This window comes from Streptomyces sp. NBC_01166 (assembly GCF_045039765.1).
GTDB lineage: Bacteria > Actinomycetota > Actinomycetes > Streptomycetales > Streptomycetaceae > Streptomyces.
Genome location: NZ_CP108613.1, coordinates 8,435,132 through 8,453,992 on the forward strand (window position 1 = coordinate 8,435,132; position 18,861 = coordinate 8,453,992).

At 67.9% G+C, this 18,861-nt stretch carries 18 protein-coding genes; 8 read left to right on the plus strand and 10 right to left on the minus strand.

All coding sequences use genetic code 11. The annotated features are described in order from the left end of the window. Positions 1-336: 336 nt before the first annotated feature. The gene (locus OG379_RS38205) at positions 337-822 is read right to left on the minus strand and encodes an NUDIX domain-containing protein (RefSeq protein ID WP_405667957.1); all 486 of its coding nucleotides are present in this window, start codon (positions 820-822) and stop codon (positions 337-339) included. Between the two features lie 248 nt (positions 823-1,070). Between OG379_RS38205 and OG379_RS38210 the strand changes: the two genes are divergently transcribed. Then, positions 1,071-1,541: a hypothetical protein gene (locus OG379_RS38210; protein ID WP_405667959.1), complete on the plus strand. Its 471-nt coding sequence runs from the start codon at positions 1,071-1,073 to the stop codon at positions 1,539-1,541. 219 nt (positions 1,542-1,760) lie between these two features. On the opposite strand, the gene OG379_RS38215 is transcribed toward OG379_RS38210, so the two are convergent. The 4 genes from OG379_RS38215 to OG379_RS38230 form a co-directional block, all read right to left on the minus strand. Then, a complete protein-coding gene (locus tag OG379_RS38215) occupies positions 1,761-2,288 on the minus strand; it encodes a DUF6328 family protein (protein WP_393763331.1) in 528 nt (175 codons plus the stop codon). Between the two features lie 119 nt (positions 2,289-2,407). Beyond that, the gene (locus OG379_RS38220) at positions 2,408-3,037 is read right to left on the minus strand and encodes a hypothetical protein (RefSeq protein WP_405667961.1); all 630 of its coding nucleotides are present in this window, start codon (positions 3,035-3,037) and stop codon (positions 2,408-2,410) included. Positions 3,038-3,270: 233 nt separating this feature from the next. Continuing rightward, positions 3,271-4,134: an SCO6745 family protein gene (locus tag OG379_RS38225; protein ID WP_405667963.1), complete on the minus strand. Its 864-nt coding sequence runs from the start codon at positions 4,132-4,134 to the stop codon at positions 3,271-3,273. A gap of 58 nt (positions 4,135-4,192) precedes the next feature. Further along, complete coding sequence (locus tag OG379_RS38230; protein ID WP_405667965.1) at positions 4,193-4,897, minus strand: GntR family transcriptional regulator; 705 nt, start codon at positions 4,895-4,897, stop codon at positions 4,193-4,195. Positions 4,898-5,050: 153 nt separating this feature from the next. Here OG379_RS38230 and OG379_RS38235 point away from each other — a divergent pair, with 153 nt between their 5' ends. Continuing rightward, positions 5,051-5,590 carry a YbhB/YbcL family Raf kinase inhibitor-like protein gene (locus OG379_RS38235; protein ID WP_405667967.1) on the plus strand — a complete coding sequence of 180 codons (540 nt, stop codon included), beginning with the start codon at positions 5,051-5,053 and terminating at the stop codon, positions 5,588-5,590. A gap of 485 nt (positions 5,591-6,075) precedes the next feature. Here the strand turns inward: OG379_RS38235 and OG379_RS38240 are convergent, their stop codons facing one another. After that, entirely contained in the window at positions 6,076-6,405 is a 330-nt protein-coding gene (locus tag OG379_RS38240; RefSeq protein WP_393763187.1) for a helix-turn-helix transcriptional regulator, read from the minus strand. A 101-nt stretch (positions 6,406-6,506) separates the two neighbouring features. Between OG379_RS38240 and OG379_RS38245 the strand changes: the two genes are divergently transcribed. Next, positions 6,507-6,917 carry an STAS domain-containing protein gene (locus OG379_RS38245; protein WP_405667969.1) on the plus strand — a complete coding sequence of 137 codons (411 nt, stop codon included), beginning with the start codon at positions 6,507-6,509 and terminating at the stop codon, positions 6,915-6,917. Positions 6,918-7,228: 311 nt separating this feature from the next. Here the strand turns inward: OG379_RS38245 and OG379_RS38250 are convergent, their stop codons facing one another. After that, entirely contained in the window at positions 7,229-9,337 is a 2,109-nt protein-coding gene (locus OG379_RS38250) for a SpoIIE family protein phosphatase (protein ID WP_405667971.1), read from the minus strand. Between the two features lie 305 nt (positions 9,338-9,642). Here OG379_RS38250 and OG379_RS38255 point away from each other — a divergent pair, with 305 nt between their 5' ends. Continuing rightward, positions 9,643-10,008, plus strand: a complete 366-nt coding sequence (locus OG379_RS38255) for a hypothetical protein (RefSeq protein WP_405667973.1) — start codon at positions 9,643-9,645, stop codon at positions 10,006-10,008. A gap of 32 nt (positions 10,009-10,040) precedes the next feature. Here OG379_RS38255 and OG379_RS38260 read toward each other — a convergent pair whose 3' ends face one another. Next, the gene (locus OG379_RS38260; protein WP_405667975.1) at positions 10,041-10,361 is read right to left on the minus strand and encodes an anthrone oxygenase family protein; all 321 of its coding nucleotides are present in this window, start codon (positions 10,359-10,361) and stop codon (positions 10,041-10,043) included. Positions 10,362-11,036: 675 nt separating this feature from the next. Further along, on the minus strand, positions 11,037-12,230 hold the full coding sequence (locus tag OG379_RS38265; protein WP_405667977.1) for an FUSC family protein: 1,194 nt from the start codon (positions 12,228-12,230) through the stop codon (positions 11,037-11,039). A gap of 1,096 nt (positions 12,231-13,326) precedes the next feature. On the opposite strand from OG379_RS38265, the gene ctaD reads away from it, so the two are divergent. Then, positions 13,327-15,069 (plus strand): cytochrome c oxidase subunit I, encoded by a 1,743-nt coding sequence (gene ctaD, locus OG379_RS38270; RefSeq protein ID WP_405667979.1) that lies wholly within the window; start codon positions 13,327-13,329, stop codon positions 15,067-15,069. A 549-nt stretch (positions 15,070-15,618) separates the two neighbouring features. Here the strand turns inward: ctaD and OG379_RS38275 are convergent. Further along, complete coding sequence (locus tag OG379_RS38275) at positions 15,619-16,248, minus strand: TetR/AcrR family transcriptional regulator (RefSeq protein ID WP_405667981.1); 630 nt, start codon at positions 16,246-16,248, stop codon at positions 15,619-15,621. 194 nt (positions 16,249-16,442) lie between these two features. Here OG379_RS38275 and OG379_RS38280 point away from each other — a divergent pair, with 194 nt between their 5' ends. From OG379_RS38280 to OG379_RS38290, 3 genes are all read left to right on the plus strand, one after another. Continuing rightward, positions 16,443-17,405 carry a zinc-binding dehydrogenase gene (locus OG379_RS38280; RefSeq protein ID WP_405667983.1) on the plus strand — a complete coding sequence of 321 codons (963 nt, stop codon included), beginning with the start codon at positions 16,443-16,445 and terminating at the stop codon, positions 17,403-17,405. A 70-nt stretch (positions 17,406-17,475) separates the two neighbouring features. Then, positions 17,476-17,763 carry a hypothetical protein gene (locus OG379_RS38285; protein ID WP_405667985.1) on the plus strand — a complete coding sequence of 96 codons (288 nt, stop codon included), beginning with the start codon at positions 17,476-17,478 and terminating at the stop codon, positions 17,761-17,763. 139 nt (positions 17,764-17,902) lie between these two features. Then, positions 17,903-18,460: a DUF2165 domain-containing protein gene (locus OG379_RS38290; protein ID WP_405667987.1), complete on the plus strand. Its 558-nt coding sequence runs from the start codon at positions 17,903-17,905 to the stop codon at positions 18,458-18,460. The last annotated feature ends 401 nt before the right edge of the window (positions 18,461-18,861 follow it).

Genomic DNA, 18,861 nt, shown 5'->3' on the forward strand with positions numbered 1-18,861 from the left:
CAGCGCGGGCATCTCCCGCACAGGGCTCGGCACGCTACCGGCCGGACGGTTCGGCACTCACCGAACCATAGATGGAATCGACAGCACGAGGGCACCTCGATCTCACCTCTGCCCACCGATCCACAGCTCTCGTCGATTGCTCCTTCTTTTCGCTCTGGGCGACTTCCAGCGATCATGAGCGACCGGAAGATCACGGGGCTCTCGGCCGCTATGATCGCTGAACTGGTCGCCGAGGTAGGGCCGTTGTGGCATCAGCGACACCAGGCCAGACTTGCTTCCCAGCCGCGGACGCGGGCCGTGGGTGCCGGACAGGACCACCAGCGCGCACTACTCTTCCTACACCGGCACCCCGTACTCCAGGTAGACCGTCAGCCCTTGCTGACGGGCCCGCACGCACGCCTCCACCCGCACCGCGAGCCGCTCCACCAATCGCTCCCGGAGCCTGTCGACAGCAACGAACTCCATTCCTCCGAGCTCCTCCGGCTGCAAGCGGACCCCCGCCAGCCGGTCCCCGCCGAGCACCCCGCCGTCGAACACATACGCCAGGCCCTCACTGCGTCCGGGCCGCGCACCGCGCCAGTCCACACCCAGGAGCCGCCCCGGCTGCCAGTCCAACCCGAGTTCCTCCTTGACTTCCCGGACCGCACCGGCGCGGGGAGATTCGTCCCTCTCCACCGCACCGCCGGGGATCTCCCACAAGGGCTTGTAGACCGGGTCCACCAGCAGCACCCGGCCCTCCGGATCAAAGAACAGAACACCTGCGGCGACCCGCTTCCGCGGCAATGCCCGTTCGTAGTCGTCCTGGCTCAATCGCACGTCCATGCACAGGACCCAAGCACACCCGCCAGGGGCACCCGCAGGTCCCTTCCCAACAGGGACACAACTGTTGCAAACCGCCGCGAAGGTGAACCGTAAGGAGAAGCGCAGGCACACGTGCGGCAGCCTCGCCCGGCTTGGCCACGACAGCCCCGGCCGCCGGGGCGTGCTGGTCGCGTGGCGGATGCGCTGACCGGGCGGAGTGTCCGGCCGTACCATGAAGCTCCGAGCCGACGCTGGGAGTTCAGGTGGACATGGCCGAGCACACCCCGGATTACCCGCCCAGAACCCCGCCTCCGCCGAAGCGCCCGCTCTCCCCACCACGCCCGGAGACCAGCCTGCAAGGCACGGCCAGGGCCCGGATGCAGGTCCGGAACCGGCGCAGCGCCAACTGGTGCCTGGAGGCGGCCCCGTGGTCCGCGAAGAAGGCGACCGGGCACGTACTGGACCGTCTGCACGAATGGGGCTACCGGGAAGCCGACCAGACCGCCGCCGCTCTTACCGAGCTGCTGGTGCGCACCGCCGTCGCTGACGGCGGCCGCCGGGTCTCCGTCCACCTCGCCGACCAGGACCGTCAGGCGCTCATCGTGTCCTTGTCCCACCGGCCCGGTCTTGCTGTCGCGGACGATGCCGTCCTTTCGGAGCTCAGCGCTTGCGGCGCGGTGGCGTGCGGTGCTGACACCGCCGACGACGGGCGCAGGCTCTGGGCGATCCTTGCCCTGTAGTTGAGCAGGAGCCAGGTCGTACGACCTTGTGCACGATAAGGGCCGTCGCTGCAGCCGTGCAGGTCAACGGATCGGGCGCCACGACGACTTAAGCCACTGACCTGCAGCGATGCCATTCAGCGAAACAATCTCGGCTCCGAACAGTGATATGCGGCGCGTTCCAGCCGCCTGCTCGGGCAACGCCGGACTCGGCTCACCTCGATCGCGCTCCGACGGTGGTCAGGGACGACGGCTGCGTCGTGCGGAGCGGCGGCGGAGCGTCAAGGGGAGTACGTACCAGCACAGGGCGAACCACAGCATGACGGCGCCCACGAGGATTTCGGCGAAGATGCCTGGCACTACCACCCGCAGGATCAGAAGCAGCGTGCCCCCGATGGTCAGGGCGAGAAGGACCATCCCGCAGACCATCAGCCGTCCGGCCGTCTCCACCACCTCATCCTTCATCCGCTGCCCGGAGAGGAAACGATGTATGGACACCGGAGCGATGAGGGAAGCTGTTGCCGAAGCCCCCAGGACCACGGTCACCACGTAGACGATCCGGTCGAAGACGGCCAGGTCGCGAAAGAGAGGGGTGAAGGCCACGCTCAACAGGAAGCCGAACAGGATTTGTACACCCGTCTGGGCAACTCTGGTCTCCTGAAGCACCTCGTTCCACCTTCGGTTGACACGCTCACGCGCGGACTCCGGCCGGTCGTGCGCCTGAGAATCGTGGTCGTGCGAGTGCTCGGGGGCCGGGTGTACGCGCATAGGGACGGAAGCATGCAACATGGCCGCTTCGGACGGTCCGGCCCCGCCCGGAGGGCGCTTGTCACCGCAGGAAGGGCAACGGTTCGGCTCGGTTCGCTCGGCAGAATTCTCGGTGATTGTCATGATCGCGACCTCCATACTCGGACCGACAGTGGTCCCCGCAGGTACCCCGTTGTACTGCGGTTATGTCCTTGGAGCGCACCGGACACCGGGCTGCCAAGAGCTGCGGTCATGTCAGTCGGTGGGAGTGAACAGTTCCGCGTCTCGGTCTCGGCACCCCGGGATCGCGGCTTCCAGCGCGGCGTCGGCGTGGCGGTGATCTTGCCGCGCTCGTCCTGTGGGTACGGGTCTTCCACGTTCAGGCACAGCACCTCGTCGGCCCGCGCGGCGGACGCGCTGCCACCCGCCGATCGCGTTGCGGGTGTTGGACAGCTCGCGGTTGCGGTGTCGGCGTCCATCTCGTCCGCCCGGGCCGGCGCCAGCTCGGCCAGGACCTCCGGGAGTACCGGGTCGTCGATCACGGCGACGGGGAATGCGGGCGGCTTCGCGCCCCGGCGGGCCGGACCGGTCGGAGCCGCCTCGCCGGCGAACATCCATCCCCACGTCGTCAGCGAGATCCGGTGGACCCTGGCGGAGGCCCTCGCGATGCCCGCGCCGGTGACGTCCCGCTCGACCGCCACGATGTGCGTGGCCAGAGGGGCGAACAGAGGCACACCCGGGCGCGCGGCACACGCAACATCGATCGCCATGCCCGCCCCGCCCTCCGGCACGGCCGCAGTGAATGCGTACACCTCACCCCGGCGGCCGGAATGCCCCGCCGCAGGTCGCGAAGATCACGGCAGAGACGCCGCCGCACCAAATCCGGCAGTTGCTGCGGCACCACTACCGGCCGTCGCAGCAACTGCAGAACCGAACGTCACGTAGCGCTGCACCTCACCTGGCCGTAGCTGCTGCGAGGGTGCCGAGCTCCCGGCTCCGGCCCTCAGCCCTTGCCGAAGTGCACCGCAGGGAAGGCGCCCGCTGCTCTGAGGGCTCCGGAGAAGCTGCCGGCCAGTTCGGTGAGGCGCGCGGTGGCTGCCGGGCCGAGGTAGTCGTACGGGGCGGCGTCGAGGCGGTCGGTGAGCACCTCGGCCTCGCCGCGCAGGGACGCGCCCGTCTGCGTGAGGTTGCCTGCCTCGTCCAGCAGGCCGCGCTCGCGCAACTGGTCCCGGGTGGCGGCCCACTGCTCCGCGGACCACCCGCGGGTGCGCATGAACAGTGCCGATGTCGGCGCCCTGCCGGTGGCGTTGTGCAGGACCAGCGCCTCGATGCCGGACAGGCCGGCGACCGCCAGGGCGGCGAGGTGCCCGTCGCCCCGGTGCTCGCGCAGCAGCGTCGCGGCGTGCCACAGGGCCAGGTGCGGTTCTTCGGGTACCGGGAGGTCGGCGTTGGCGGCGTAGAGCGGCCGTGCCTCTCGGCGGCAGGCTTCGGTGGCGTGCAGCGCCAGTTCGGCCGCCTCGGTCATTTCCGTGGACGTGAGGGTCTCCTTCCCGAGCAGCCGCTGCAGCGTCAGGTCCGCGCCGCGCAGCCGTGCCGTGAGCACCTCCTCCGGCGTGGTGACGGTCCACGCGGCGGGGATGTACCGCTGCACATGCTCGTGGTTGAAGTTGTAGAACGTCGCTGTGACGGTGCCCGCATCGACGGCCCCGAGCGGTGCCGCGCGGCTGGCGAGGTAGACCATGGCTCCGCGCTCCAGCCCGAGCGCGGCGAGTTCGTCCGCCGGCTCCGGCGCGAAGTACACGGATGTGTGCAGGGGGCTTACGGCGTTGTGGCAGTGGCGGCCTGTGCTCGCCTCGAAAGTAGTCATACTGTGGCTCCGGTGTCCGTGATCATGTGTGGTCGTGCGGGTAGGTGGGCGAGGCGCGTCAGGCTTCGTCCGTGGGTTCGTGGCAGGAGCACTCGGTCAGTCCGGCCGCGGTCTGGGTGAGGTGCTGGGTCAGGACCTCAGCCGCGGTGTCGGCGTCACGGGCGAGCGCGGCCTCCTCCAGCCGGCGATGTTCCAGGGCGCCGTCCCGGTCGGGGTTGCGGTGCGCCGACCAGCGGCGGGCCAGTTCGCTCGCGGTCCACAGCCGGTCGAAGGTCTCCAGCAGGACGAGGTTGCCGCAGCCCTCCAGCAGGGTGCGGTGGAAGAGGCGGTGGGCTTCGGCCCATGCGTTGCTGTAGTGCTCGCCCTCCTCCGGCGCGTACGCCGGGGTGCGGGCCAGCCGATGGTGGGCGGCTCGTACGCGGGCCTCCCAGTCGACGTCGCCGCGGTCGATGGACATGCGCAGCATGACCGGTTCGATCGTCCGGCGGGCCTCCGCGACCTCCTGCCAGCGGCGGTCGGAGAAGGCCGGGACGGCGAAGCCGCGGTTGGGCAGCCGGTCGGCGAGGCCCTCGCCGACCACCCGCACGAGCGCCTCGCGGACGACGGCCAGGCTCACGCCCTGTTCTTTGGCGAGGTCTTGGGGCTTGAGGGCGTCACCGGGGGCGTGGTCCCCGCGCATGATCGCGTCCCGCAGGTGTGTGTAGACCTGTTCGGAGAGCATCTGCTTCCCCGTCCGGGGCGAGGTGTGGGTCGTCTGCGTCATGCTTACACAATAGACGATCGAGAAGATAATCGATTATCAGTGTTATGGTCGATCTCATCGGTGAGCGAAACGACGGCAGTGCCTCCTGGCCCTACGGCGGGACCGTCGGCCGTATCGCCGCCACCCACAGCACGGCATGAAAGGAACGACGCCATGAGCGCCAACGACCCCTTCGCCCGCCTCCCCGAGGCGGCCTCGTTCACCGTTGTCAGCACCACCGTCACCGACGGCGCCGCCTGGTCGATCGAGCAGTACTCCGGCCTCTCCGGTGTTCCCGGGGGGAAGGACGTCTCCCCGCAACTGTCCTGGAGCGGCGCCCCGGAAGGCACCAGGAGCTACGCCATCACCGTCTACGACCCAGACGCCCCCACCGGCTCCGGGTTCTGGCACTGGGCGGTCGCCGACATCCCCGCCACCGTCACCGAACTGCCCGAAGGTGCCGGCGACGACACCGGCTCGGGCCTGCCCGAGACCGCCTTCCAACTGCCCAACGACGCCCGCGCGGCCCGCTTCATCGGCGCCGCCCCGCCGGCCGGACACGGCACGCACCGCTACTTCATCGTGGTGCACGCCCTCGATGTCGAAACCATCGGCGTCCCCGCCGACGCCACCCCCGCCGCCCTCGGCTTCACCATGGCCAGCCACATCCTCGGCCGCGCGATCCTGACCGCCACCGCCGAGACTTCCGCCTGACAAGAAGCCATCGGACCCGCCGAACGCAACCAGGCCCCCACCTGGTCAACGTCCGACGGGAGGCGCTGAGGACCGCGGTGAACCGGCTGGCCGCTCACCCCCTGCGTCGTTTCCCCGGCCACCGGTCCGAGGCGGGGCGCCGAGGGGCGCCCGAAGCTACCCGTCCGGCCCGGTGGCCCGGATCCGAACCTGTTGTTCGAGGACGCGCTGTCCGTCGCCCTGAACCGACCTGACCCGCTGACCTGCGGCGCGCGCTGGGCGGCATGTTGTGGCGGGCTCCGTCCGGAGCTGCGGTGGGTGGCGCTGCGTTGGGTCAGGTGGGTTCGAGGAGGCCAGGGCTCTACGCCATGACCAGTTTCAAGTGCCCGTGCAGCATGCGTTGATCCGGCTGGACTTGGCGTGGGGGAGGGCCGTGCCCGCGAGTCCTCGGTAGCTGCGGGTGACCTCGTCGGCGATGACCGCCTCGACGACGGGTTCGGGCGCGATTACTGCGGGGTGGGTTTTCTGCTGCGGTCGGATTCGTCCTGTACGAGAAGCGAGAGCAGGGCTGCCACGGAGAGGCCGGCTTCCGCGGGATGGCGTAGCAGCTTGTCCGGTCTGATGCGGTAGGTGTTCGTGCGCCCTGCGCGGGTGTGGGAGAGGTATCCGTCCTGCTCGAGGTCGGAGATGATCCGCTGGACGGCGCGTTCGGTGAGCTGGCAGTGAGCGGCGATGTCGCGGATCCGGACGTTCGGGTCGTCGGCGATGGCGGCCAGCACGCGTGCGTGGTTGGTGATGAACGTCCAACCGGTATGAGATGTGGAGACTCCGGGCATGCAAGGCAGTCTATAGAGGCAGATGCTCGCTGAGCCTCCGGATGCATGACATACTTTTCGCGTATTTGCTGACAGGTGAGAGTCGCGGGAGGATCACGAAAGTGTCGTGGAGCGAGGCTGGCACAGCGGGAAGTGCGAGTGACGCTGACGAGATCAGCGTGCGTCCGCCTGAACAGGCCCCGGAACCGGAACCGGCGCAAGGAGTGGTGCGCCAGTATCGGTCTCGCGACGCCTGGGTCATCGTGGCGCACGGCGAGTACGACATGGGCACTGTCGCCCCCTTGGCCGACGCGCTGAACGCCGCAGTCAGCAAGCATTCGAAGGTGGTCCTGGATACCTCCGGCGTCAGCTTCGCAGATTCGTCATTCCTGAACTTGCTCATCCTTGCCCATCAGGCGGCCACCCTGTTCGTTGTCGGGCCGAGGCCGCAACTGCAGCGCCTCTTCGAGATCAGTGGAGTCGATGCTCTCCTGCGAGTTCGGGCAACGGTTGAGGAAGCCGTCGCTTCCTAGTCACCGGAGCTTGAAGGGCCTACGCCTGAACGAGGACAGCCGGAAAAATCCCAGAAAGTCCGTGACGGCTGCTTCCGGCACGGACCCTGGAGCGGTAGTTGAAGTAGCCGCTGCCGGGGTCCAGAGAACTCGCGGCCACGCGATGACGAGGTAGCTCCAAGCGTCGGTGCCGCCGCCGTCGACTCTGGCGGTTTCTCTTTGCCTGAGTTCACCCTCGAGCACCTTCGGCCCTGACAGGCGCACCCCCGGCCGGAGGCGAGCTCGTAGCGTCTCCTGACGGGTGTCGGCCGACCTGAGGCGCCCTCTTGCTGCTAACGGGCGCCGCCGGCCCTGGAATCCACGGGGTGAGCCTGTGCGATCAGGAGCGCGACATCGTCGTCGTCGCCCGGGTGCCGCAACTTGTCCAGGAGGCGCCGGCAGGTCGCTTCGAGAGGCCGGCGTGGTTCGTCGAGCGCCTGGAGCAGGGCGCCGAGACGCTCGTCGATGGCCTGGTCACGCGTCTCGACGAGACCGTCGGTGTAGAGGAGGAGCCTGTCCCCAGGCTTCAGGTCGAAGGTGGTGGTGTCGAACCGGACTCCGCCGACACCAAGCGGTGCGCCGGCCTGGAGGTCCAGGAGTTCGGGGCTTCGACCCGGGCGTGCCAGTACGGGCGGCAGGTGCCCGGCGTTGGCGACGCGGCAGCGGTGCTGGTGCGGGTCGTAGACGGCGTAGAGACAGGTGGCGATGGAATGCCCGAGTCCGGCGGTGAGCTTGTCGAGATGGCGGAGCACCTCCTCGGGCTCCAGATCGAGGTCGGCGTAGGCGCGGGTGGCTGTGAGCAGTCGTCCCATCGTCGCCGCGGCGTCGATCCCGTTGCCCATCACGTCGCCGACCACCAGGGCGGAGTTGTCACCGGACAGGGGGATGACGTCGTACCAGTCCCCGCCGATCTCGCTCGACGCCTGCGCCGGCTGGTAGAGCGAGGCGACCTCCAGGCCGGTGAGACGGGGAGCGTGCGTGGGCAGCACGCTGCGCTGGAGGCTTTCGGCGGAGTCGCGCACGCTCTGGAACCAGCGGGCGTTGTCGATGGCGATGGCGGCCCGGGCCGCCAGTTCCCGGACCAGCAGGAGATCGTCCTCGTCGAAGGGGGCGTCGTTACGGGCCCGGATGAGGTCGAAAGCGCCGAGAACCTGGTCGCGGGCGATCAGCGGCACAGCGAGATACGAGTGGACGCCGGCACGGGCCAACGCGGCGGCGGCGTCCGGGTCACGTGCGATGCGCAGCAGGTCATCCGGGCCGGTGCGGGGTACGAGGACGGGCCGAGCGGTGTGCACGCACTGGGTGATCAGGCGGTCCGGGCCGTACGCGGCGACGTTTCCGACCGCGTCCGCGGCGGCGGTGGCCTCGTTGGGGTAGGCGGCGGCGACCGCAAGCGCGCGGAACAGCTCGGGGCCCTCGTGGCGGTCGTCGGTCCGGCGGCAGGCCAGGGCACTGTCGAGGACATCGACCGCCACGACGTCCGCCAGTTCGGGGACGGCGACCTGCGCCAGTTCCTGCGCGGTCCGCTCCACCTCCAGCGTGGTCCCGACGCGTGCGGAGGCGTCAGCGATCAGTGCCAGCCTGCGCCGAGCCCGATCCCCCTCCGCCACCGCCCGGTGGCGCTCGGTGACGTCGACGACGGAGTTCGCTACACCGACCACCCGCCCGGCGGGCCCGTGGAGCCGGTAGTACGACACCGACCAGGCATGGTCGTTGTCGGGGTCCGCGGGGGTGCGGCCTACGAGATACTGGTCGATCACAGGCTTACCAGTGGCCAGGACCTCACGCATCACCTCCTCGACGGTGCCGACCGCGGGGGAGCTGTGGATTTCGTGGGGGTGCCGCCCGAGATGGTCGGCGGCCGGGACGCCGTTGATGCGTTCCAGCGCCGGATTCACCAGGAGATAGCGGAGGTCGGTATCCAGCAGGGCGATGCCGACGGGTGCCTGGGACACCAGCTGTTCCGACAGCGCCAGCTTGTTCTCCACCTGTTCCAGTACGCGCTGGTCGGCGGCGATACCCAGGGCGTACACATCACCCAGGTCGTCCTGCAGCCGCACGTTGCGGAACTCCACGAGTTGGGTGCTGCCGTCCTTCCGCCGGACGGGAAACGCACCTGCCCAGCTTTCCCCCGATCTCATCACCTCGGTGAACAACCTCGTCGCGAGGTCACGGTCCTCTTCACGCAGCAGGAGCCGAGCAGCGTACCGGCCCAGCGCTTCCTCGGAGGAGTAGCCAAAGACGTCACCCGCCTGCGGGCTCCAGAACACGATCCGTCCGGTGTCGTCCAACACGATGGCCGAGACGCCGAGCAGATCGAGCAGCCCTCCTGCCGACGACGACCAGGCCTGCGGGAGACCGGGCCCCGGTCCTCGGCCCTCGCGGGATTCGCGGCTGTTCATCCTCAGGGCCCCCTTCCCTGCGGTGCCCCTGCAGATCCGCTTCAGCGGCTCATCCCTCCATGGTGCTCCCGGCACCGCTCCGACACGAACCGGGTGGCGCGGGCTCCGGTGCCGGAGGATCAAGAGGAGAAGCCAGGCATCCCGCGACCGTCGTCTTCCGACCACGACGGCGTGACAGCCGGTGGTGGGCCAGGCCCACTACCGTTTCTGTCGGGAGGCGCACCGGCTCAGGGAGCGGCGCGACACCCGCGGCGCGCATATGTTTACGGCACCGACCTCCTCGTGAGTTGGCCGTGTGGCACGACATGCTGACGATCCAGCCACCGGTCGAGGAGAAGGCGCTGCGCACCGTCCTCGTCCATGCCGCGATGGTGGCTTGTTTCGTTTCAGTGGGAAACCGGGCCAGCCGGATGCGGCACGGACAGGCCGGTGGCAGACCGCCCACCTTCGACCGGGGGGCGTACAAGCAGCGCAACACCGTCGAGCGATGCATGAACCGCCCGAAGAGGTGGCGCTGCACCGCCACCTGCTACGAGAAGACCGCAACCATCTACCTGGCCGGACTGCACGTCGCAGGCATCTTTCTCTGGTTCAGCGCGGTGAGCGCGGTCGTGGCGGCCGGGAGGATGGCGAGCAGAAGCGCAAGCGGTAACGCAGTTCGTGCAGTTTGAAGCAGACGCCCCGAACCTCGTCCGGGTGTCGGTCAACTAGGGCCTGTCGTTAGGGCCTTGGGTAGAGCGGTGCGTGCGTAGTTGAACAGCTCCCAGCGAGTTAGGATCTCGGCGTGATCGGTGGGTGCGGAGGTGGCCGCCCACTGCTTGATACGGCCGTTGATGGGAACGTTGCCGAGGCGGGTGATCAACAAGGACGCGACGACGAGGATCCCAGCCCCTCCGGCCAGGCGTCGTGAGACGCCACGCGTCATGGCGGCCAGCGCGAGGGTGCTGAGCGCCGACACGCCCATGGCGCCTTGCATGGTGATGCCGTTCATCTGCATCAACTGGGCATGGAAGGCGAGCCGCATGTCGAGGGGGACGGCGTTGAAGGTGGGGACGAGGTTGGCCGCTCCGTTGAGAGCAACATGTGGCAGACCACTGGGAGTTGGCCTCGGCGGGCAGTCACTGTTGGGGGAGTCACTGCTCGTCGGGGGCGGGCGGGGGCGGGTGCCGCTGCTTGCGGCCAGCGCCTCGGATCTCGTGCGGGGTGAAGCCGGTGGTGTCCTCCCGTAGAGATCACACAGGTGGCCGAGACGCAGCGGGTGGCAGCACGATCTCTCAGGGACACACTGCACAGGCCAATTTCACGGCGTTCCGGCAGTGTGAAGGTCTTCGGTCGGCCTCTTGTACTTCGGGTAGGAGAGTCGAAGCCGTTATGGACCGCACTCCGCACCCGGTCGTCGTTGGTGAACGTCATCTCGGCGATCCTCGTCGTGGGCATGCCCTCAGCTGAGAGCAGGACCATTTGGGCCCGCCGCCAGGTCACCACCGCTCCGGTGCCCCTGCGGGTGTTCGCAGCAGGCGCCGCCCCGTCTCGTCATCGATCTCTCGGACGCGTACTGCTTCTGGAACCTCGAAGAGCTCGCCGCGACCCTCCGCGACCACGGCCCCCAGGCCGTCCTCGACCTCGTCGGCCGCGGCGAACCGGCACCCACGCCCGCTCAGCCGGCCGGCAGCCGCACCGGAGCTGTACGCGTCGACGCTCAGTCCGTGTCCTTCGCGGCATCAAGGAGTATCTCGGAGGTGTACCGGAATTCCTCCATGAGCCGCGTTGCCTCGATGACGAGAACGCCGTACGGAGCAGAGGGGTCGGCGAGGGACAAGGACAACCGGCGGGTCTCCTCGACCACGTCGTTGTGGCGGGTCTCAGCCTCGCCGGTGAGGCGCTCAAGCCGTTTCGCCTGCTGGAACAGGGTCGTTTCGTCCAGTGTCGTCAGCACCTCGGCGACTGCGCTGACGGACTCCAGAAACACCGCGTACCGCTGAAGGAAAGGTTGGCGGGCCTCGTCACCTTCAAGGGACCGGTCAAGCCCGCGGGTGAGGGAGGCCAGCTGATAGAGGGTGCGTTCCAGGGCGCCGAGCACGGCCTCATAGCCTTGGAAGCCAGGATGTCCCCGGTAGCGGCGGAGTAGGCGGCGCGGGTTGAGCAGGGCGCTCTCTTTGGCTGTCTGAAGTCCTGACCGGGCCTGTCCGATCATCTCTTCGGTGCGCGCCGCGCGGTCCCGCCAGCCGCCGGTGGTGTCTTGGTCGGGCACTCCCTCGGCGAGCACGGGGTACATGTCGGCGAGCAGGTCGTAAAGGGTGTGGGCGAGGTTGCGGATGCCGTACTCGGCACTGCGATAGCGCAGCGGTGGAACCACCAGGACGTTGACAGCGATTCCGATCGCACAGCCGATGAGGACGAGGACCACGATCTCCCCGAGCCGGAAAAACCGTTGGGCATCCCCCGATGATGACGTGTACGTGGAGAAGGCGAAGAAGGCGGCTGTGGCGACCTGCGGTCCCTGGACACCCAGCACGGGCCAGCGCCCGATGGTCAGGGCGATGAGGGCTACGAGCACGAAGGTCAGCTGGTCCGGGCCGGCGAGGAAGCCGAGGGCGGCTTGGACCAGGACCCCTGCGACGACCGCGCCGACATAACGCAGAGACTGTACGACCGAGCGGTAGACGGTCACCTGCATGATCAGCACCGCAGAGAACGGTGCGAACGCTGGCGACCGGGCGTCGAGGACGTCGTACGCGATCACCCACGCCAGAGTGGCGGCAAGGGTGCTTTTCCCGATCACCAGTAGCGTGTCTCGTTCGTCTCCGGAGTAGGAGAAGGCTCGGCGCCACCACTGGGTCAGTTCAGTGAGCCTTCCTGTCTCGGTCCGCTCGGTTGTCGTGCCACGGGTCATGAACGCTTGTTTCCTTGCTGAGTCAGGCTGGTCCGTACGACGGACTTCGGAGTCTCTTCCTGGGCGTAGGCACTACGGGCGGGCATTCTGCGCTGCCTGATCACCAGTGCCGGACGTCGACGGAGGTCTGCGCAGTCCCGCTCGCCGTCAGCTTCCGGCCTCAGTAGGCCGGGCGCCTTACGGCCCTGGACGATGCGCTTTCCGGGAGCCCCCGCCCCCCGTCCGGGTTGCACTGCGTGCGCGAGGCTGCACTCAAGCTGCGGCCAGACACCTTCCTTCGGCTGCGACTCGGAATCGCAGTACCCCTGCCCTCCGCGAGGACGGCCCATACGGTCTCCCGGGACGCCTGATCAGGCGGTGTCGCACGGCCATCGATCCTCCATCCTTCTTCGGACGTACCGACCACCGGTGCCCAGTCTGCTGCGTCTCACTCGTATGTACTCGCAGGCGCGAGTCCGCGCCTCGCTCCCGGACACCCGCGTCATCCCAGCGGAGTGCCTCCTCTGGCTGCAGTCGTGGTCGGTCCGGGGTCTCCGTACGACGTTTGCTCACAGCGTCGAGCAGTAGTTCCAAAGGCTCGGTGGGCAGCCTTCGGGAGAGGGGTGCGTGAGCCGTGGTCCCGAAGTCGTGTCCAGGGAACATGTCAGTCAGGCGCGGCAGTATTTGGTGGCTGTGTGCCGCCCAAGAAGCGAGAGTTCTCAGCTGCGGAAACCCTGGTGATCATCGATGAATACCCCCTGTGTGGCCCGGGTGGAATGCTCCACGACACGGCAGTAGACGCGCTGCAGCTGCGTCACCGCAGCATGCTCACTCGCTTGGCCCGCATCGTGGAAAGCTGCGCGCGAGGCTGACGCCGTGCCAGGTCGGCCAGCAGGGGCGCGGCAACTCGGGCTCGTCAATGCCGAGCCGTACCCTTCCCCCCGGCTGTCCGGGGCGGCATCTCCCTGGTCTGGCCGCCCCGTCACCCGTTTGCGCAGGTGGTGAACGCGCGCCCAGTGGCATGGGTGCCGGTAGACAAGTGGCGTCATCGTTCGGCAGTTCGTGGGCACGGGACGCGCGCTCGAACATTTTTCCCATTATGCAGGGGAGTCCTCGCATGAACGTATCCACCACCGAGCCACCCACCTTGGTGCCCGTTGAAGGACGGGGCCCGGGTAGCGTCGTGGTCAGCTGGCTGACCACGACGGATCACAAGAAGATCGGTCACCTGTACCTTGGTGCGTCGTTCTTCTTCTTCCTCGTCGCCGGCGTGATGGCGCTGCTGCTGCGTGCGGAGTTGGCCCGCCCCGGGCTGCAGATCTTGTCCCCGGAGCAGTACAACCAAACCTTCACGCTGCACGGCACGATCATGCTGCTGTTCTTCGCGACTCCGACGTTCGCCGGGTTCGCCAACGCGATCATGCCGTTGCAGATCGGGTCTCCCGATGTAGCGTTCCCCCGGCTGAACATGCTGTCGTTCTGGCTGTTCCTCTTCGGCGGGCTGATCGTCGTCAGCAGCTTGATGACGTCGCAGGGAGCGGCCGATTTCGGCTGGACTGCCTACACCCCGCTCAGCGGCGGTGAGCGCACTCCGTACGTCGGCGGCGACATGTGGATCATGGGCCTGGCTCTGTCCGGTTTCGGCACCATTCTCGGTGCAGTCAACTTCATCACCACGATCATCTGCATGCGTGGGCCGGGCATGACCATGTTCCGAATGCCGATCTTCACCTGGAACGTCCTGCTGACGTCCGTACTGGTACTGCTGGCCTTCCCCGTTCTGGCCGCGGCCCTGCTGGTGCTGGAAGCCGACCGGAAATTCGGCGCGCAAGTCTTCGATCCCGAGAACGGGGGCGCGCTGCTGTGGCAGCACCTGTTCTGGTTCTTCGGCCATCCCGAGGTCTACATCATCGCCCTGCCGTTCTTTGGGATCATCACCGAAATTCTCCCGGTCTTCTCCCGCAAGCCGGTCTTCGGCTATGTGGGCCTGGTCGGCGCCACCATCGCAATCGCCGGCCTCTCCGCGACCGTGTGGGCGCACCATATGTTCGCCACCGGCGCGGTACTACTGCCGTTCTTCTCCTTCATGACCTTCCTCATCGCAGTACCGACCGGGGTGAAGTTCTTCAACTGGATCGGCACCATGTGGAAGGGCTCCCTGTCCTTCGAGACACCCATGCTGTGGTCGATCGGCTTCCTCGTGACGTTCCTCTTCGGCGGACTGACCGGCATCATCCTGGCCTCACCACCCCTCGACTTCCACGTCACCGACAGCTACTTCGTCGTAGCCCACTTCCACTACGTCGTCTTCGGCACGGTCGTCTTCGCCATGTTCGCCGGATTCCACTTCTGGTGGCCCAAGATGACCGGCACGATGCTCGACGAACGTCTCGGGAAGATCCATTTCTGGACGCTGTTCATCGGCTTCCACACCACCTTCCTCGTCATGCACTGGCTCGGCGCCGAAGGTATGCCCCGCCGCTACGCCGACTACCTCGCCGCCGACGGCTTCACCGCCCTGAACACCATCTCCTCCATCGGAGCCTTCCTCCTGGGGGGCTCCACACTTCCCTTCCTCTACAACATCTGGAAGACCGCCAAGACCGGAAAGCGCATCGACGTCGACGACCCCTGGGGCTACGGCCGATCCCTGGAATGGGCCACCTCGTGCCCGCCGCCGCGACACAACTTCCTCACCATGCCCAAGATCCGCTCCGAATCGCCGGCATTCGACCTTCACTACCCCGCCGTCGCCGATCTGGAAAAAGCCCGGCATGGAGGCCGACGAGACGTCGTCGAACCTGGAATGGGCGTCGCGCCCCCGTTGGGCAACGAGGGCAAGGACCGCGGCGACACATGAAATCCGCATCCCCGCCCCCAGGGCTGCCGACCCCAGACCCTGCTGCGGGAATCCATGAACTCGAGCGCTTCCTGGCGGCGCAGACCGAACACTCCCGCGCGCGGCAGGTGGCAGAGGTGTTCGCTGACCGCATGCCCCTTCACCACAGCCGAACGCCAACAACTCGTAACCCTCTGCACATGCGAGCACCTCAAGGCCTCCCCCCGCCTACACACTGAGTTGCTCCGACAGCGCGCCGTCCATGAGGCCCATGACCTGCTACGCCGCCGAGGCCTCGCCGTTGCACTCCTCATCGGCGCGGCTGGCGCCGTCGTCATCGACGCCAAGAGCAGCGCCGGGACGGAGCTGGGCAGGCGCACCCTTCCGGGCGGTTGCCAAGTTTCCCAGGGAAGCAGAGCAAATCCGAGGCCGGTCAGCCCCTGAAGGATGCACTCAGGGACGGGAAGCTGCATCGCGCTCGGCCGACCATGGCAAGCCTCGGGCGTACTGCTCGGAGGCGGATCAGGTCCGTGGTTCGTGCGTCGAGCGTGGATACTGCTCGCCCAACGGTCAGGCGCTGTCCGGTGCTGCGGATGCCAGTCGTGCCGCTGGTGGCAGCGGTGCGTGCCGGGGGCAGGCTTTGAACGCCTGGATCGCCAACCCTGCGAAGCGCCTGGAGGCCATGACCTGGGTGTCGGCCGATCTGGTATGGATCCCCTTGTTGGCCATGAGGATGAGAATGAGGTCGTCCAGGACGAAGTCGGACCGCAGGTGCCCTGCGTCCTTGGCCCGCTGGGCCAGTCCGGCGACCGCTTTCACCGTGTAGTCACGGCCCGCGAGATCCGGCGCCCCTGGGTAGGCCGACATGAAGGCTTCGCTGAAACCCCGGTCCCGCGCGTGCAGCTCGCAGATCTTCTCGATCACCAGGCAGAGGCCACGCCACGGGTCGGGATCGGCGCACCCGTCGTCGACGATGGTGCGACACGCGCGCAGCTGGTCCGCGAAGGCTTCGGTGGCCAGCATCTGCTTGGTCGGGAAGTGACGGTACAAGGTGGCAGGCCCGACTCCCGCGCGCCGCGCGATCTCCCGCATCGGCACGTCCAGGCCGTCGGCGGAAAACAGTGCTCGGGCCGCGTCGAGGATGCGCTCGCGGTTGTCCAGCGCGTCGGAACGCAGGGTGTGAGGCAAACGGTCGATCATGCTCTCACTTTATCTAAACGGACGGGGGCGTCCGTTAGCGTTCAAGACGTAGCAGCTCGCCGTGCTCATTTGGGCGCACAGCACCGGGACCGAACCCCTGCCGCGCCGTGAACCCACTCCCGTCGCCGGCGGCGATCGGCGGCCGGTGCCGAGCACGACGGCATTTGACCGGTCCTGGAACATGGGAGACGACGTTGAAGGCAATCGCGATCCAGACGTACGGAGGTCCTGAAGGTCTGGCTGTTGTCGACCTGCCGGCTCCCGCACCTGCTGCCGGACAGGTAGTGATCGCCACCGAGGCCGTGGGGGTCGGGGGAGTCGACACCATGATCCGAAGCGGGGCCCTGGCCGCCTACGGCTTCAAGGAGGGCCACATCCCGGGTAACGAGGTGGCGGGCACCGTGGCCGCGGTCGGTGATGGTGTCGATGCCTCGTGGATCGGCGGGCGGGTGTGGGCCTTCACCGGCACCGGGGGAGGATACGTCGAACAGGCCCTCGTGCCGCTTGAGGAGACCGTTCCCCTGCCCGTGAACCTGTCCGCAGTCGATGCGGTGACACTCGGCAGTTCCGGCGTGGTGGCCCACTTCGGGCTCCGCCACGCCCACTTCGCTCCCGGGGAGTCGGTCCTGGTGCGTGGTGCGGCCGGCAGCATCGGGATCATGGCAGTGCAACTCGCCGCTCGCGGCGGCGCCGCCGCGGTGGCGGTTACCACCTCCTCGGCCGAGCGCGGCGAGCAGCTGCGACGTCTCGGCGCGACCCACGTGCTGGACCGCTCCGGCGAAGGAGGGGAACAAGCTCCCGCAGGCTATGACGTCATCGTCGACGTGGTGGCCGGCAAGGACATGCCGTCGTTCTTCGACCGGCTCAACCCGAACGGCCGGATGGTGGCCGTGGGCGCTGTCGCAGGCCAGCCACCGGCGGATTTCGGCACGAAGATCATGGCGGCGTTCCAGAAGTCGATGTCCTTCGCCGCTTTCAGCGCAGCCACCGTCAGCGGAGCAGATCGGCGTACCGTGCGGAGCGAGCAGTTCGCCGCAGCGAGCCGGGGCGAGATCGAAACAGTGGTGCACGAGGTGCTGCCACTGGAGGCAGCCGTGCTGGCGCACCAGAAGATGGACGCGGGCGAGGTCTTCGGCAGGATCGTGCTGACACCGTAGTCGAAGGTATCCATGCCGGGCTTGCCGTGATCGCCTGTGCAGTCGCGGCGAGGGAGTCCAATGTCGGTGCGTGAAGGCAGAGTTGGGCTCCCTCGCGACGCTCTACGTGAAGTCCGATGATCTGCTGAAGGGTTCGCCGCAGTTCGGGCCGTGGCGGCCGGCCGCGGGCATTGCGCCGCAGCTCGGCGACGCCGAGCTGGGGACCATGGCGATGATGCAGGCCATGCTCGGCTTCACCTCCGAGGCGCGGTGGCTGCGGCACGCTCATGCCCACCTGTGGTATCTCTTCCCCTACCTGCCCAAGCAGCCCGGCTACGACAGCGCCTGCGCAAGTCCGCAGACCTCGTCCGCCACGTGACCCGCACGCTGACCCGGTGCTGGATTGGCTCCCCGGTGCCCGCGAAGGCTTGCGGATTTCCTGCCTTCACGAGCGGGTACGCATGGCATCGTTGCCCTGGGCTCTTCCCACCGGCCCCCGTCCGGACCATAGTCGGATCATGAACCATTCACCGGATGCGCCGCCCCTTCCGCCCGGGGGGACGGCACCACCACGTACACGCTCTTTCGGATCACACGAGGTCGCCGCCGCATTGCTCACCGCGACGGTCGCACTCCTCATCACTCTCGTCGCCTTCGGTAACATCACGGACTTCGGCACGAACCGGGACTTCGTGCGTCATGTGCTGGCGATGGACACCACGTTCCAGGACAAGGACCTGATGTGGCGAGCGGTCACCTCGCGCACCCTGCAGGACGCCGCGTACGTCGCGATCATCGCCTGGGAAACCGTGTCCGCCCTCGTCCTTCTCGTCGGCACCTGGCTCTGGATCCGCCGGAGTCCGCGGGCCCGGCAGATCTCCACCGCCGGCCTGGTGATGGTGCTGCTCCTGTTCGGTATGGGGTTCCTCGCGATCGGCGGCGAGTGGTTTGCGATGTGGCAGTCGGACGACTGGAACGGCCTGGACGCGGCCACGCGCAATGTGGTCCTCAGCGGATTCGCTCTGCTGGTAGTGCTGGGGGCCGGCCGCCAGGACCGTGGCACCCCCGCTCCGTGACCTCCACGACCGAGGTCTTCGGGCATTCGGCGGTGGTGACGTTCCTGCCCGGGTGGGGCTCCCGTGAAGTCCTCGTGCGTTGCGGCGTGCAGCGTCTCCAACTGGCAAGCACCTTCATGGTGTTGTCCGGCTCTGGGGCCAGTGAGTTCCCACAACAGCTGCACCATCAGGTAGTTCTTCCAATGCCGCAGTTCCGCCTCGTTCACGAGCCCCGGGCGCCGGTCTCCATCGGCTCGGCCAGGCGCTCCTGCGCCCGCGAGGCCCGCCGTCGACGCCCCCCGCCCCTGTCCGACCGGTTAGGTCCCGAATCTTGCGGATCTGCTCCACCATGGCCCCGAAGCGCTTCTCCTGCTCGGGCTCCACTTCTGCCCGGTGGGGGGCGCTTCCTGGTGAGGCGGTGA